At 65.4% G+C, this 15,067-nt stretch carries 17 protein-coding genes; 3 read left to right on the plus strand and 14 right to left on the minus strand.

From position 1 onward, the window contains the following. Window positions 1-119: 119 nt before the first annotated feature. From ACZ5TO_RS04630 to ACZ5TO_RS04650, 5 genes are all read right to left on the minus strand, one after another. Window positions 120-401, minus strand: coding sequence for a ribbon-helix-helix protein, CopG family (locus tag ACZ5TO_RS04630; protein ID WP_464799717.1), 282 nt, complete (start codon window positions 399-401; stop codon window positions 120-122). A gap of 83 nt (window positions 402-484) precedes the next feature. After that, window positions 485-1,987, minus strand: coding sequence for an AMP nucleosidase (locus tag ACZ5TO_RS04635; protein WP_464799718.1), 1,503 nt, complete (start codon window positions 1,985-1,987; stop codon window positions 485-487). A gap of 60 nt (window positions 1,988-2,047) precedes the next feature. Next, window positions 2,048-2,368: a YnfA family protein gene (locus tag ACZ5TO_RS04640; protein ID WP_184144735.1), complete on the minus strand. Its 321-nt coding sequence runs from the start codon at window positions 2,366-2,368 to the stop codon at window positions 2,048-2,050. A gap of 65 nt (window positions 2,369-2,433) precedes the next feature. Further along, the gene (locus ACZ5TO_RS04645; protein ID WP_184144734.1) at window positions 2,434-2,610 is read right to left on the minus strand and encodes a hypothetical protein; all 177 of its coding nucleotides are present in this window, start codon (window positions 2,608-2,610) and stop codon (window positions 2,434-2,436) included. Between the two features lie 25 nt (window positions 2,611-2,635). After that, window positions 2,636-2,800 carry a hypothetical protein gene (locus ACZ5TO_RS04650; protein WP_184144756.1) on the minus strand — a complete coding sequence of 55 codons (165 nt, stop codon included), beginning with the start codon at window positions 2,798-2,800 and terminating at the stop codon, window positions 2,636-2,638. Between the two features lie 172 nt (window positions 2,801-2,972). Between ACZ5TO_RS04650 and ACZ5TO_RS04655 the strand changes: the two genes are divergently transcribed. After that, window positions 2,973-3,674, plus strand: coding sequence for a glutathione S-transferase N-terminal domain-containing protein (locus ACZ5TO_RS04655; protein WP_464799719.1), 702 nt, complete (start codon window positions 2,973-2,975; stop codon window positions 3,672-3,674). 169 nt (window positions 3,675-3,843) lie between these two features. Here the strand turns inward: ACZ5TO_RS04655 and ACZ5TO_RS04660 are convergent, their stop codons facing one another. Continuing rightward, complete coding sequence (locus ACZ5TO_RS04660; protein WP_464799720.1) at window positions 3,844-4,785, minus strand: IS110 family RNA-guided transposase; 942 nt, start codon at window positions 4,783-4,785, stop codon at window positions 3,844-3,846. 243 nt (window positions 4,786-5,028) lie between these two features. Next, complete coding sequence (locus ACZ5TO_RS04665; RefSeq protein WP_184144732.1) at window positions 5,029-5,367, minus strand: DUF2147 domain-containing protein; 339 nt, start codon at window positions 5,365-5,367, stop codon at window positions 5,029-5,031. A gap of 433 nt (window positions 5,368-5,800) precedes the next feature. Here ACZ5TO_RS04665 and ACZ5TO_RS04670 point away from each other — a divergent pair, with 433 nt between their 5' ends. Further along, complete coding sequence (locus ACZ5TO_RS04670) at window positions 5,801-6,070, plus strand: SEL1-like repeat protein (RefSeq protein WP_464799721.1); 270 nt, start codon at window positions 5,801-5,803, stop codon at window positions 6,068-6,070. A gap of 64 nt (window positions 6,071-6,134) precedes the next feature. Here ACZ5TO_RS04670 and ACZ5TO_RS04675 read toward each other — a convergent pair whose 3' ends face one another. The 4 genes from ACZ5TO_RS04675 to ACZ5TO_RS04690 form a co-directional block, all read right to left on the minus strand. After that, the gene (locus ACZ5TO_RS04675; protein WP_464799722.1) at window positions 6,135-7,247 is read right to left on the minus strand and encodes a pyridoxal phosphate-dependent aminotransferase; all 1,113 of its coding nucleotides are present in this window, start codon (window positions 7,245-7,247) and stop codon (window positions 6,135-6,137) included. An 84-nt stretch (window positions 7,248-7,331) separates the two neighbouring features. Next, a complete protein-coding gene (locus ACZ5TO_RS04680; RefSeq protein ID WP_464799723.1) occupies window positions 7,332-7,760 on the minus strand; it encodes a PilZ domain-containing protein in 429 nt (142 codons plus the stop codon). Window positions 7,761-7,871: 111 nt separating this feature from the next. After that, window positions 7,872-8,228, minus strand: coding sequence for a hypothetical protein (locus tag ACZ5TO_RS04685; RefSeq protein WP_184144728.1), 357 nt, complete (start codon window positions 8,226-8,228; stop codon window positions 7,872-7,874). Between the two features lie 281 nt (window positions 8,229-8,509). Beyond that, on the minus strand, window positions 8,510-9,733 hold the full coding sequence (locus tag ACZ5TO_RS04690; RefSeq protein ID WP_464799724.1) for an acyl-CoA dehydrogenase: 1,224 nt from the start codon (window positions 9,731-9,733) through the stop codon (window positions 8,510-8,512). 218 nt (window positions 9,734-9,951) lie between these two features. Between ACZ5TO_RS04690 and ACZ5TO_RS04695 the strand changes: the two genes are divergently transcribed. Then, window positions 9,952-10,977: an extracellular catalytic domain type 1 short-chain-length polyhydroxyalkanoate depolymerase gene (locus tag ACZ5TO_RS04695; protein WP_464799725.1), complete on the plus strand. Its 1,026-nt coding sequence runs from the start codon at window positions 9,952-9,954 to the stop codon at window positions 10,975-10,977. Window positions 10,978-11,219: 242 nt separating this feature from the next. On the opposite strand, the gene iolB is transcribed toward ACZ5TO_RS04695, so the two are convergent. The 3 genes from iolB to iolD form a co-directional block, all read right to left on the minus strand. Beyond that, on the minus strand, window positions 11,220-12,014 hold the full coding sequence (gene iolB / locus ACZ5TO_RS04700; protein ID WP_464799726.1) for a 5-deoxy-glucuronate isomerase: 795 nt from the start codon (window positions 12,012-12,014) through the stop codon (window positions 11,220-11,222). A 10-nt stretch (window positions 12,015-12,024) separates the two neighbouring features. Next, the gene (iolE, locus tag ACZ5TO_RS04705; RefSeq protein WP_464799727.1) at window positions 12,025-12,942 is read right to left on the minus strand and encodes a myo-inosose-2 dehydratase; all 918 of its coding nucleotides are present in this window, start codon (window positions 12,940-12,942) and stop codon (window positions 12,025-12,027) included. A gap of 255 nt (window positions 12,943-13,197) precedes the next feature. Continuing rightward, window positions 13,198-15,048, minus strand: a complete 1,851-nt coding sequence (gene iolD / locus ACZ5TO_RS04710; RefSeq protein WP_464799728.1) for a 3D-(3,5/4)-trihydroxycyclohexane-1,2-dione acylhydrolase (decyclizing) — start codon at window positions 15,046-15,048, stop codon at window positions 13,198-13,200. Between the last annotated feature and the right edge of the window lie 19 nt (window positions 15,049-15,067).

Raw genomic sequence — 15,067 nt, forward strand, 5'->3', positions numbered from 1 at the left:
GCTATAAAGCGTCTGTCAGCAGGGCGTCGACCCGCCTTTGCAGGTTTTCTTCCCCCTGGACGTAGTAGATGACGATGTTGGAATCGAGATAGAGACGCGTCGTCTGATCGAGCCAGCCGTTATTCGTCATCGCCGGAGAATTCTCGGCGCAGGTTGTCTACTTCATTCGCCGAAAGCGGCGCATAGAGCTTCGTGCCCGCGCCCCTGAATGCACGAAGGCGTTCGATCTTCCGGGCAGTTTCATCCATGTCGGCGGGCTCCGCTGGCGTCCCAAGGTGCCTTCGGACAGCCTGTTCGACGAGAAACGACCGCGAGCGTCTGGTTTCGCGCGCCCGTTGATCGAGCAGCGCAAGCGTTTCCTTCGACAGTCTGATGGAGGTTGGGTGGGTTGCCGTGCTCATTGTCTACCGCCATGGCTTTGTAGTTCAATGTAGTCGATGCCGCCGGGCGCTTCAATCCCGGCAGCTACCCTTTCGCCTGTGCGTTACTGGAACGCCGTCTCGAAGAAGCTTCTCAGCTTGCGCGAATGCAGCTTTTCCGAGGGCATGCCGGCGAGGATTTCGAGGGCGCGGATGCCGATCCGGAGGTGCTGGTTCACCTGGGTGCGGTAGAAGGCGGTCGCCATGCCGGGCAGTTTCAGCTCGCCGTGCAACGGCTTGTCGGAAACGCACAGCAGCGTGCCGTAGGGCACGCGGAAGCGGAAGCCGTTGGCGGCGATGGTTGCCGATTCCATGTCGAGCGCGATGGCGCGGGACTGGGAGAGGCGTTTCACCGGCCCGCGCTGGTCGCGCAGTTCCCAGTTGCGGTTGTCGATGGTGGCGACGGTGCCGGTGCGCATGATGCGCTTGAGGTCGTAGCCTTCGAGGCCGGTCACTTCCTCCACCGCGTCTTCCAGCGCTACCTGGATTTCCGCCAGCGCCGGGATCGGCACCCAGACGGGCAGGTCGTCGTCAAGGACGTGGTCTTCGCGCACATAGGCATGGGCAAGCACGTAGTCGCCGAGCGTCTGGCTGTTGCGAAGGCCCGCGCAATGGCCGAGCATCAGCCAGGCATGCGGGCGCAGCACGGCGATATGGTCGGTGATCGTCTTGGCGTTGGAGGGGCCGACGCCGATATTGACCAGGGTGATGCCGCCATGGCCCTTCTTCTTGATGTGGTAGGCCGGCATCTGCGGCAGGCGGGCGAGCGTCAGGTCGGTTTCCGGCTTGTCGGCGCCGGCGGGCGTGATGATGTTGCCGGGCTCGACGAATGCCGTGTAGCCGTTGCCGCCCTCGGCCATCTGCTGGCGCGCCCAGGCGCAGAACTCGTCGACATAGAACTGGTAGTTCGTGAAGAGCACGAAGTTCTGGAAATGGTTGGCGCTCGTCGCCGTGTAGTGGCTGAGGCGGGCGAGCGAATAGTCGATGCGCTGCGCGGTGAAGGGGGCGAGCGGCGAGGGCTCGCCGGGACCGGGCTCATAGGAGCCGTTGGCGATCTCGTCGTCGGTGTTCGTCAGGTCCGGCGCGTCGAAGAGGTCGCGCAGCGGCAGCTCGATGTTCTCGGCGATCTCAGCCTCCACATAGGCGCCTTCCCCGAAGGCGAAGTGCAGGGGGATCGGCGTCGTGGATTCGGAGACCGTGATGCGGACGCCGTGGTTGCGCATCAGCAGGCCGAGCTGTTCCTTGAGGTAGTGCCGGAAGAGTTTCGGGCGGGTGATGGTCGTCGTGTAGATGCCGGGCGAGGCGACATAGCCGTAGGAAAGGCGGGAATCGACATGGCCGAAGCTGGTCGTTTCCAGGCTGACCTGCGGATAGCAGGCGCGGAAGCGCTTGTCCGGCGTGCCGTTCCGGCCGAGCGAGACGAAGGCGTCGGTCAGGAATTTCGTGTTGCGCTCATAGAGCTCTTCCAGCGCATCGACCGCGGCGACCGGATCGTCGAAGGAGCGCGGCTCGTAAGGCGTGGGCGTGGAGAAGGAAAGGGGGCGGGGAGAAAAGATTCGTTTGCTCATGAATCACTATAGTTGCTGTCTTTTGACAAGCAAACGACAAGTTCGATGCGTCCGCAAGCCTTATCGCGGGGCGGCGAGGATGACCACGGCGCCGGCAACGGCAAGCCCCGCACCGGCAAGGTCGAAGCGGTCGGGGCGCAGGCCCTCGGCAAGCCACAGCCAGAGGAGCGAGGCGGCGATATAGACCCCGCCATAGGCCGCATAGGCGCGGCCCGCAAAGGCGCTGTCGGCCTGCGTCAGCAGCCAGCCGAAGAGCGCGAGCGAGGCCATGCCGGGCACGAGCCAGAGGATGGATTTGTCGAGCCGCCACCAGGCCCAGAAGGCAAAGCACCCGGCGATCTCGGCAAGGGCCGCGGCGGAAAAGACGAGGAGGGATTTCATCCGGGGCTCCTTGCGGGTGCGAACGCTGCCGGATGTAGCATGGAACGGAGGGCGGGAAAGCCCGCTCAGCTCATGGACTGCCGCTGCAGGGTGACGAAAAGCACGAGGCCCGCGCCGTTCTTCTCGATGCCGAGGCCGCCCGCATTGCTCCAGGCGAGGGCGCCGACCGGCGCCATCAGCATCGCCGAAAGGGCGAGGATGCGCAGCAGCGTGGCGGAGGCGTGGGTGAGGGCGGCGGTCATCGGGCGTCTTCCGGGAGGCTGGAAATCAGAGGGCGGCGCGGCAGCCGTGCGAGGCGGCGCAGGCCATGAGCTTGCCGGTGTCGTTGCGCGCGCTGCGGCGATAGTCGGTTTCGACGGCGGCAGCCAGCATGATCGCGAAAACGGCCATCAGCAGGGTGATGATGGTCAGGCGGCGTGCGAGGATGTCCATGGTCGTGTCCCTCATTCCATTCCAGATGTTTCGATGGAACCTTTTTGCCACTCCCGGACTGAACGCTCCCTGACATGCCGGTTCATCTCCCGTTCAGGAAAGGTGTGATCGGGCCTTGAAGGAGGGGAGGCGGGCTTCTACCTGTTTGACCTGTGCAACCGGGAGACAGGCAATGACCGCGCCCATCGAACTCTATTACTGGCCGACGCCGAACGGCCACAAGATCAGCATCATGCTCGAGGAACTCGGTGTTCCCTATGTGGTGAAATACGTCAATATCGGCCGGGGCGAGCAGTTCGAGCCCGATTTCCTGAAGATCTCGCCGAACAACCGCATGCCCGCCATCATCGATCCGGACGGCCCGGGCGGCGCGCCGATCTCCGTCTTCGAATCCGGTGCGATCCTGCAATATCTCGGCCGCAAGTACGGAAAATTCTATCCGGCGGACGAGCGCCGGCGCGTCGAGGTCGACCAGTGGCTGTTCTGGCAGATGGGCGGCCTCGGCCCGATGGCCGGCCAGGCGCATCACTTCCGCCAATATGCGCCGGAGAAGATCGAATACGGCATCAACCGCTACACGAACGAGGTGAACCGCCTCTACGGCGTGATGAACAAGCGCCTCGCCGACCGCGACTACCTCGCCGGCGACTATTCGATCGCCGACATGGCCTCGATCGGCTGGGTGCGGTCCTACGAGAACCAGGGCCAGGACCTCGACGATTTCCCGAACCTCAAGCGCTGGTTCGAGGCCGTGCTCGTCCGCCCCGCCGTGCAGCGCGGCATCGAGGTGGGCAAGGAAGAGCGCGCCCGCCAGGCAAGCCTTGCCGAGGACAAGGAAGCGCAGAAAATCCTCTTCGGTCAGCGGGCGCGGTAAGGCCGGAATGCAAAAGGCCGGCGTTTGGCGCCGGCCTTTGATTGTCCCTTCGATAAAGTCCGGAAACTCACCCCACCCGCTCCGTCATCCTCGGGCTTGACCCGAGGATCCATGCCACAAAGACAGGGCGTGCCATTTCGGTGGATCCTCGGGTCAAGCAACCGTGGAGTCATTGAGAGAGGGCTGTTTGGGATCGGGCGATTGCATTGAGGATTGTCATGAGCTTTCGAATGGTTGCGACCATTGCGAGCTTGAATGGTTTTCCCCTGCCGCGCAGGCGCTGATAGAAGCCTGCCAGGACAGGGTCCTTTGCCTTGATGGCACTGAGGACCGCCATGTAGGCGATGTCGCGCAGATGTTTTCGGCCGCCCGAGCATCGCCCCGACCGATTGGAGGCCCCGGATTGGCGCGCATGGGGCGCGACGCCGACAAGCGCGGCGATTGCCTTGGCCGAAACGAAGCCCAGCTCGGGCAGGTCTGCCAGCAGGGTGCTGGCCAGAACCGGGCCGACGCCCTTGACGTCACGAAGCCTGTCATAGCGCTGCCGCAGATGGGTGTGCTCGACGAGGAGCACGCGCACGGCCCTGTCGAGCTGCTCGATATCCCGGGCGATGGCATCCAGCCGTTCCTGGACGAGGGAACGCACCAGCGGCTCGTCCTCGGTGTCGAGCAGGCTGGCAAGTCCGCTTCTTTCTGCCACCAGCCTGCGGCGATGGGCCAGGACGGCGCTGAGCCGCTGGCGGGCGGCATCGGGGCGCCAGGGTGTCAGGTTCTCCTGCGCGACGGCCAGGTAGCGGGCGATCATGGCTGCGTCGATGGCGTCGGTCTTGGCCAGCTGGCCGAGCGCACCCGCCAGCTGGCGCACGCGGGCCGGCGCCACGACGTACACCGTCATGCCGGCCGCATGGAGCGGTGCGATCAGCTTGCGCTCATAGCCGCCGGAGGCTTCCACCGCGACGGCGCACCGCCCGAGGCCGGACAGGCGCTGCACGAGGGCGCCGATACCGTCTTGCGAGGCGGGACAGGAAAACCGCGTGCCTGCTGGATGGACAAAGACATCGAAGCGGGTCTTGCACACGTCGATGCCGACGAAGGGGAGATCATGTATCATGGCCTTGCTCCCAGGCTTGTGGTGCGGGCGAAAAGCCCGAGCAACCGTTCGGGGTCAAAGGGAGCAGGCAGGGCCTTGCTCGACCGCGGCCTTCAAAGCCAACCCGAGGGAACGGCCACCTGCCTGCATCGGCCGGGATGCGCATCCCGGCCGATGCAAGCCACTAAACCACATCTCATCCACACAAGCCCGAGGATGACGAAGTGCTTGGAGTGATGGCTTCCTATGCGCGGCCGCGTCAGCTCAAAGCCGCGTCCAGGTCTGCGACTTGCACAGCACCGCCAGCATGCAGCCCTTCATGCGCAGCGAATTGCCGTTGACGGTGCCGGCGCCGCTGTAGGTCTTGTCGGCTTCCGGGTCGGTGATCGAGCCGGTGTAGTCGGCGCCCGAACCGTCGAGCTTGCCGATCTGCTTGCCGGCGTGCTTGCCTGATTTCAGCGTGATGCAGAAGCTGCCGCCGCATTTGGCGATGGCGGCGGTGGCGCCGCTCGCCGTCTTCCAGTTGCCCTCGATCGGCTCGCCGGCAAGCGCAAAGCCCGGCGCGGCGATCAGGGCGGCGGCAATCCATGTCCTCAGTTTCATTCTCTTCCTCCTCCGGAATGCGGCCGGAATATATCTTACGCACACGTAAAGGTAAATATGCCGCGGAACGGGAATCCGGGCGTGCGTTTTGCGGCCCCTCGTTCGCGGTGGTTAGCGAAGGGTTGAAATCGCCGGTTGAACAATCCGTAAATTTTGAGGCGAATGCCGCGGTTTCCAGCGGGTGCGATGTTTAACGAAAATCCAATTTTACCAAGCGTTCGGATTTCGTTTGTCTCAAATTAAGCATGCATTTTAAGCGCATTTTGAAAGCCCGCCGGCATAGTGGAGCCATAAGACGAGCGGGACGAACCCGCCGGCAAAACTCCGAGGGCGAAACCAGGCCGCACAAGACGGCCGGCGCCCGGGGAGGCCCGAAAGGGCAGGTAAAACAGGATAATGCAGGCAACAACCAGTTGGACAGGGACTGACGAAAATGGCACGCTTTGACTTTCAGACCATCGAAACGGCCGCCATGGTTGGCGGCGAGAACCGCGCCGAAATCTTCTGCGACATGGGCCTCATGTATGCCACGGGCCGCGGCTGCGGCATCGACCTCGTGCAGGCGCACAAGTGGCTCAACATCGCCGCCATCAAGGGTTGCGAACGCGCCGCGGAACTGCGCGCCGACGTCGCCGCCACGATGACGAAGACCGACCTCGCAATGGCGCTGCGCGCCGCCCGCGAATGGATGACGGTTCACTGATCGGTTACTGGCGAGGCCCCGGGGAAAAGACCGCCAAAGCGGCGCCCCGGGGTCTCGTTCGCTGTCAGCCGAGCCGGCCGAGAACCTTCGGCAGGGCTTCTTCCAGCAAAACCATATCCGCCTCCGGCCCGACGCTGATGCGGATGCATCGGTTGAGCGGGGCGACGCCCGGCATGCGGATGAAGACGCCGTGCTCCATCAGCCCGTCGACGATGGCGCGGGCATGGGTGCCGTCACGGCCGCAATCGACGGTGACGAAATTGGTGGCGGAGGCGAGCGGCTGAAGGCCGTTCGCCCGGGTGATGGCCGTGATGCGCTCGCGCGATGCGGCGATGCGGGCGAGAACGTCCACCAGATAGGCCTGGTCCCTCAGGGCCGCCAGCGCGGCCGCGACCGACAACCGGGCCATGCCGAAATGATTGCGGATCTTGTCGAAGGCCTGCGCATTGCCGAGGGTGCCGATCGCATAGCCGACGCGCGCGCCGGCAAGGCCGTAGGCCTTGGAGAAGGTGCGCATGCGCAGCACGTTCGGCTGGCCGATCAGCGCATCGATGGCGGGAATGGTGCCGGCGGGCGCCGTCTCGCCATAGGCCTCGTCGAGAATGAGGAGGGTCGTTTCCGGCAGGGCCCTGGCGAAGGCGACGACGCTGTCGCCGTCCCACCAGCTTCCCATCGGATTGTCGGGGTTTGCGAAATAGACGAGCGGCGCGTTTTCCCGCCGCACCGCGTCGAGGAGGCCGTCGAGGTCTTCCCGGTCGCCCGCATAGGGCGCGGTGACGAGCCGTCCGCCGAAACCGTTCACATGATAGTTGAAGGTGGGATAGCCGCCGAGCGAGGTGACCACGGGCGTGCCGGGCTCCACGACGAGCCGCACGATCTCGCCGAGCAGGCCGTCGATGCCGCCGCCGATGGCGATATTGTCCCGCGAGACGCCGTGATGGAGGGCAAGCGCCTCGCGCAGCTCGAAATTCTCCGGGTCGCTGTACATCCAGGTCGTTTCGGCCGCCGCGCGCATCGCTTCGAGAACCGAAGGGGCGGGGCCGAAGCCGCTTTCGTTCGCGCCGATGCGCGCCTTCACCGCAAGGCCGCGGCCGCGCTCGATGGCTTCCGGCCCCACGAAGGGCACGGTGGAGGGAAGGCTCTGGGCGAGGGCGGTGAAACGGGAAAATGCGGACATGGATGCGCCTGGATCGGGAAAATCGGAAAGCCGGCCGGAATCGGCCTCCGGCACCCTAGCCAATAATCCGCGCGCGTGAAACGATCAGATGACGGCCGAGCCGATGCCGCCGCGCTCCACGCCGACCATGTAGCGGCGCTCCTCGCTCCGCGCGCGGTTGTTCACGCCGCCGGTGAAATAGTCCGACCGCACGATCATGTGCAGCAGCTCCTCGTCGATTTCCTTGATGAACTGCACGCCGACGCGGCTGTCGTTGCGGTAGACCTCCGCGCAGCCGATTCGCGAGGTGACGCCGACGACCGAGAGGTAATAGTGGAGCGGCAGGCCGATCGTCGTGCTGACGGTGAAGCTGGCGCCGCCGAGCGAGATGTCGACCAGCTTGCAGCTTCGCATCTTCGGTGCGGCAAGGTCGAACCCGACGGTCATCAGCATGCCCTGCCGGTTGACGGCGAACCGCTCCCATTTACGCTCGTAAAGCCCTGCGACGGAACGGGAATCTGCACCGATAGCCATTATCACACTCTCCTGAGGGAGGGACGTCATGTCCAAGAGAGGGGGAGTGTCGCAGGCGAGTGTTTTGTTTCGTTAAAACAAAAGGTTAAAAGTTTAACGTCCGTTTTTCTCTCAGGCGTCCTGCCCGGCGGGCCGCCGGCCGAGCACCAGGTTCAGGAAGTCGGTGTCGAGGAACATGTTGAAGTGCACGACCATCTCCTCGCCCTCGCGCTTGAACTCCGTGCAGGGGATCTCGTCGCGGATGCCGTCGATCTCCAGGTAGAAGTTCTCCGGCAGCGTCAGCGTCTTGTTGATCGAAAGCACCGCGCCCGCGCTGGAGATGCTGCGGATGAGGCAGGTGTAGCGCATCGCCGTGCTGAGATGGTGGCCGATCGGGGTGATGAAGCCGGGCTTGTCGAGGCGATACTGGACGAAGCTGCGCTTGGGGTGGCGCAGGTGAAGCTGTTCGTGGACCTGTTCGAGGGGCATGGCGCCCTCCCGCTTGTGTTGCCGGAGTCGAACTGTACCGAAACGGGGTGGATAAAACATGAAAACGGCCGCTCGCGTTTTAACGAGCGGTCGAGGGGAGGAGGAGATGGATCCTCGGGTCAAGCCCGAGGATGACGACGGAAGCAAGGCATGACGGCCAGAGCGACGCCGCCGCTTGCCGCACCGCTCAACGGACGGGCGACATCTCCCCCTCTCCGTCATCCTCGGGCTTGACCCGACGATCCAAATGCCGCGGCCGCGAATGCGCTTCCGCGCCCGCCTTACTGGAAGGCCTGAAGCCCCGTCTGCGCGCGGCCGAGGATCAGCGCGTGGATGTCGTGCGTGCCCTCGTAGGTGTTGACGGCTTCCAGGTTCATGACGTGGCGGATGACGCCGTATTCGTCCGAGACGCCGTTGCCGCCGTGCATGTCGCGGGAAACGCGGGCGATGTCGAGCGCCTTGCCGCAATTGTTGCGCTTCATCAGCGAGATGAGCTCGGCGGGCGCGCGGTGCTCGTCGAACAGGCGGCCGAGGCGCAGCGCCCCCTGAAGGCCGAGCGCGATCTCGGTCTGCATGTCGGCGAGCTTCTTCTGGATGAGCTGGGTGGCGGCGAGCGGCTTGCCGAACTGCTTGCGGTCGAGCGTGTACTGGCGGGCGGCATGCCAGCAGAACTCGGCGGCGCCCATGGCGCCCCAGGCGATGCCGTAGCGGGCGCGGTTGAGGCAGCCGAAGGGGCCTGCGAGCCCGGAGACTTCCGGCAGCAGGTTCTCGTCGGGAACGAAGACGTCCTGCATCATGATCATGCCCGTCACGGAGGCGCGCAGCGAGAACTTGCCCTCGATCTTCGGCGTCTCGAAGCCCTTCATGCCGCGCTCGAGGATGAAGCCCTTGATCTTGCCGTCATGCGCGTCGGACTTCGCCCAGACGACGGCGACGTCGGCGATCGGCGAATTGGTGATCCAGTTCTTGGCGCCCGAGACGAGGTAGCCGCCGTCGACCTTCTTCGCGCGGGTGATCATGGAGGAGGGGTCGGAGCCGTGGTCCGGCTCGGTGAGGCCGAAGCAGCCGACCCATTCGCCGGAGGCGAGCTTGGGCAGGTACTTCCTGCGGCTTTCTTCCGTGCCGTAGGCGAAGATCGGGTGCATGACCAGTGAGGACTGCACGGACATGGCCGAGCGGTAGCCGGAATCGACGCGCTCGACTTCGCGGGCGACGAGGCCGTAGGAGACGTAGTTCGCGCCGACGCCGCCATATTCCTCGGGGATCGTGGGGCCGAGCAGGCCGAGCTCGCCCATCTCGCTCATGATCTCGCGGTGGAAGATTTCGTGGCGGTTGGCCTCCGTCACGCGCGAGGCGAGCTTGTCCTGGCAATAGGCCGCGGCCGTATCGCGGATCATGCGCTCCTCGTCGGTGAGCTGGTCTTCCAGGAGGAAGGGATCGGCCCAGTCGAAGGCTGCCATCTTGGCGCGGGCCTGCTGCGGGGTGGCGCTGTGGTGCTCGCTCATGGGGTCCTCCCGTTGCGGTTCGTCGTTGCAAAAGTGCTACATCAGCTCGCCTCTCTCCGAAAGGGCGGGAACGAAACCGAAGGCCGAATGCTTTGGCTATTTATGAATGCCCTCATGAATCCGAAGAATGAGCCATGCCCGCCTTTTCGCCTTGATTGCGCCCTCCGCCATGGGCATGTAGCCTGACAATGAGCAATTCCACGAAAGAGAGGCCCACCATGCGCGACCGCTTCAAGCGATCCGTCGAGCGCCTGCTGCCGGCCGAAGCGCGGCTCGGCGACCTGTTCCGGCCGTCACCCCGCCACGAGGAGCGCAAGGCGCCCGCGGCCCGGCGGCGCCCCGCCGGCTCGATGCTGGAAGAGGTGGCCGGCTTCGGCAGCAATCCCGGGGCCCTGCGCATGTTCGCGCACATCCCCGAGGGCCTGCCCGCCGGCCGGCCGCTCGTCCTCGTGCTGCACGGCTGCCAGCAGGATGCGGCAGGCTACGACCGGGCCGCCGGCTGGACATCGCTTGCCGGGGAGCGCGGCTTTGCCGTCGTCTATGCCCAGCAGCGCGAGGCGAACAATCCGCGCCTCTGTTTCACCTGGTTCCGGCCGAGCGAGGTGACGCGCGACCGCGGCGAGACGATGTCGATCCGCCAGATGGTGGCCCATGCGGCCGAGACGGCGGCAAGCGACCCGGAGCGCGTCTTCGTCACAGGCCTTTCCGCCGGCGGGGCGATGGCCGCCGCCATGCTCGCCAATTATCCGGACGTCTTTGCCGGCGGCGCGATCATCGCCGGCCTGCCCTTCGGCGCCGCGCGCGATGCGACCCGCGCCTTCGACGCGATGGCGGAAGCCCCCGAGCGCAGCCCGCGCGACTGGTCGGACCTCGTGCGCGCCGTCTCCCCGCGCATCGCCCGCAAGCCCGCCGTCTCCATCTGGCACGGCACGGCGGATGAGACCGTCTCGCTCTCCAACGGCCTCGCCCTCGTCGAGCAATGGCGCGATCTCTACCGCCTGCCGAAGGAGGCCTTCGTGGAAAAGCGCCTCAAGGGCCGGCGCACCCGCATCTGGCCGGACAAGGACGGCAAGCCCCTCGTCACCTTCCACGCCATCGACGGCATGGGCCACGGCACCCCGGTGCTTTCCGGCGAAGGCGGCGGGTATGCGGTGTCCGCCGAGCCCTTCATGCTGGAGGCGGGGTTCTCCTCGACGCTGGAGATCGCGAAGGAATGGGGTCTGACGCGCAAGTGGAAGCGGTAGGCGTTACGCCCTGCCTTTCCGTTCGCCCCTCACCCTAACCCTCTCCCCGCAAGCGGGGAGAGGGGACGTGCCCCACGAGCGGATATTGCTTGGGGAAAACAGTGTGGCATATCCCCTTCGCCCCGCTTGCGGGGAGAAGGTGGCCGGCAGGCCGGATGAGGGGTAACCCGCATAGGCGGGTTTCTGGAGCAGGCGGACCAATCCGTTTGAAGGATGCGGTCACGTAGCGATCTCGCGTCCAATCACCCCAGCAGCCACTCATGCTCCTTCGCATTGTGGAACTTCCACACCCGCTTCGGCCCGGCCATCACGTTGAGATAGTAGAGGTCGTAGCCGTGGATGGTGGCGCAGGGGTGGTAGCCTTTCGGCACCAGCGTCACGTCGCCGTCCTCCACCGCCATCGCCTCGTCGAGCGAGCGGTCGTCCGTGTAGACGCGCTGGAAGGCGAAGCCCTGCGGCGGGTTGAGGCGGTGGTAGTAGGTCTCCTCCAGAAGGCTCTCGTTCGGCAGGTCGTCCCGGTCGTGCTTGTGCGAGGGGTAGGAGGAGGTGTTGCCGTTCGGCGTGATCACCTCGACGACGAGCAGAGAGTGGGCCGAATTGTCGTCCTCCGGCATGATGTTGTGGACGTCGCGGACATTCGAGCCCTTGCCGCGCGTCAGCTTGGGATGCGTTCCGGGCGGGATGGCCCTGGCCTTGTAGTCGCCGCCGCCGGGCGCCGAGCAGACGGCAAGCTCCAGGTCGGTCTCCGCAGTCACCGACCAGTTGGAATCGGCCGGCACGTAGAGCGCGTGCGGCGGCCCCTCGAACGGGCTCATGCGCTCGCCGAGGATGCCGAAATCCTCGCCCGACGCCGTCGCCTTGCCCTTGCCGGAAATCCACACGAGGCAGACCTCGCGGCTTCCCGTTTCCGCGGCGAGGATCTCGCCCGGCTTCATGCGGTGGACGTCGAAGCCGACATAGGTCCAGCCGGCGCTTTCCGGCGTCACATGGCTGACGCGGCCGTGCGTGCCCTCGGGTTTGACGATGAGCTTGGGCATGGGCTTCTCCTTATGCCTTCGGAAAACCTTCCGTCTCTACGGTATAGCCTGCGGCGGTCATGACGCGCATCAGTTCCTTGTGGCCGATCTCGGCCATCCTCTGCGGGGGCGCTTCACGCGGATCCTGCTCGGCCTCCACGACGAACCAGCCTTCGTAGCCGTAATCGGCGAAGCGCTGGACGATGGCGCCGAAATCGAGCGAGCCGTCGCCCGGCACGGTGAAGGCCCCGAGCGCCACCGCATCGAGGAAGGATTGTTTGCTCCGGTCGAGCCCGTCCACCACGGCCTTGCGGATATCCTTGACGTGGACGTGGTTGATGCGGGCGTGGTGCTTGTCGATGGCGCGCAGCACGTCGCCGCCGGCAAAGGCGAGGTGCCCGGCATCGAGCAGCAGCGGGATGCCTTCGCCGGAATGCTTCATGAAGGCGTCGAGTTCCGGCTCTGTCTCGACGACGGCGGCCATGTGGTGGTGGTAGGAAAGCGGCATGCCCTGATCCGCGCACCATTCGCCGAACTCGGTCACCTTGCGGGCATAGGCCTTCATCTCGTCGTCGGAAAGGCGCGGCTTGGTGGCAAGCGGCTTCGAACGGTCACCCTGGATGGACCGGCCCACCTCGCCATAGACGATGCAGGGCGCGTCGACCGCCTTGAACAGCTCGATCATCGGCGCGATGCGGTCCTTGTTGGCGGCAAGCTCCTCGTCGACCAGCGTGCCGGAGAACCAGCCGCCGCACAGCGTCACGTCGGCCGCGCGCAGGATCGGCAGCATCTCTTGCGGGTTCGAGGGGAAGCGGCGGCCCTGCTCCATGCCGGTGAAGCCGGCGCTACGGGATTGCCGCAGGCATTCCTCCAGCGAGACGTCGTCGCTGAGTTCGGGAAGGTCGTCGTTCCACCAGGCGATGGGCGACATGCCGAGTTTGGCTTTCATTGTGGTCTCCTTGGGGGAAGGCGAGGGCCTTCCGGTATTATTGTTTCCCGCTTGCTCGTTCCCTTTCCCTCACTCCCTCTCTTTCGTCATCCTCGGGCTTGACCCGAGGATCCATGCCGCCCTCTCCGGCGTGCCGTGTAGGTGGATCCTCGGGTCAAGCCCGAGGATGACGGTGGAGAGGTGAGAAGAAAGAGGTGAGCGGTAAGTGAGTAAGTGAGTAAGTAAGTGAGGTGAGTGGCTGCTCCGTTCTCCGTCCTATCCGATCCGCTGGGCTTCGAGCGCCTTCACATAAGCTTCGCGCGCCGCGTTGACCTCGCCGCGCGGGCTGACCTCGGGCACGGCGACGTCCCACCAGTGGCCGCCGTCCTGCGTGGTGATGAGCGGATCGGTGTCGATGACGATGACGGAGGTGCGCTCGTTCGCCTTGCTTTGCTGGATCGTCGTTTCGAGGTCGGCGATGGAGGAGACCTTGACGGCGACCGCGCCCATGCTCTCGGCATGCGCCCGGAAGTCGATCTCCGGCATGGCCTCGATCATCGCGTCCTTGAGGAGGTTGTTGAAGTTCGCCCCGCCGGTCGCCATTTGCAGGCGGTTGATGCAGCCGTAGCCGCGGTTGTCGAGAACGACGACGGTGAGCTTCTTGCCGAGCATGATCGAGGTCGAAAGCTCGGAGTTGAGCATCATGTAGGAGCCGTCGCCGACCATGACGACGACATCCGCCTCCGGCCGCGCCAGCTTGACGCCGAGGCCGCCGGCGATCTCGTAGCCCATGCAGGAAAAGCCGTATTCCATGTGGTAGCCGCCCGGCCGGTTGGCCTGCCAGAGCTTGTGCAATTCGCCCGGAAGCCCGCCGGCGGCGCAGACGAGGATGGAATTGTCCCCGCCGATGCTCCGCTGCACCGCGCCGATGACCTGCGCGTCCGAGGGCAGCGCAGCATTGGTCGCGGCCGTCGCCCGGTTGGCGGCAGCCATCCATTCGTCCTTGCGGGCCTTTGCCGAGGATTCCACCGCGGCCGGCGCCTTCCAGCCGCCCAGCGCCTCGGAAAGCAGCGTCAGCCCCTCGCGCGCGTCGGCGACGAGCGGCTGGCCGTCATGCTTGGCGGCGTCGAAGGCGGCGGTGTTGAGGCCGATCATTTTCACCGCGTCGTTCTTGAAGAGCGCCCATGAGCCGGTGGTGAAATCCTGCAGGCGCGTGCCGACGGCAAGGATGACGTCCGCCTCCTCGGCAAAGGCGTTGGCCGCCGAGGTGCCGGTGACGCCGACCGAGCCCATGGCGAGCGGATGATCGTCGGGGATTGCCGACTTGCCGGCCTGCGTGACGGCGACCGGGATGCCGTGCATGCCGGCAAAAGCCTTCAGCTCGGCCGTCGCCTGCGAATAGAGGACGCCCCCGCCGGCGATGATCAGCGGCTTTTCAGCCTTGCGCAGCGTTGCTATGGCGGCGGCAAGTTCTTCCGTATCGGGCCGCGGGCGGCGCTGCGCCCAGACCTTTTCTTCGAAAAAGCTCGCCGGATAGTCATAGGCTTCTGCCTGCACGTCCTGGCAGAGCGAGAGCGTCACCGGGCCGCAATCGACCGGGTCGGTCAGCACCTGCATGGCGCGCTTGAGGGCCGGGACGATCTGCTCGGGCCGGGTGATGCGGTCGAAATAGCGCGAGACGCAGCGAAAGGCGTCGTTCACCGAGACGGTGCCGTCGCCGAAGTCCTCGATCTGCTGGAGCACCGGGTCGGGGATGCGGTTGGCGAAGACGTCGCCGGGCAGGAAGAGCACGGGCAGGCGATTGACATGGGCGACGCCGGCGGCCGTCACCATGTTGAGCGCGCCGGGGCCGATGGAGGTGGTGCAGGCCATGAAGCGCTGGCGGAAGCTCGCCTTGGCGAAGGCGATGGCCGCATGCGCCATGCCCTGCTCGTTATGGGCGCGATAGGTCGGCAGCTCCTCGCGCACCTGGTAGAGCGCTTCGCCCATGCCCGCGACGTTGCCATGGCCGAAAATGGCCCAGACGCCTGCGAAGATCGGCACCTTCCTGCCGTCCACCACGGTCATCTGCGCCTTCAGGAAATGTGCGACGGCCTGCGCCATCGTCAGCCGGATCGTCTTGCCCATCGTATTCCTCCCAATCTTT

Source organism: Shinella sp. Sh6 (assembly GCF_055392685.1).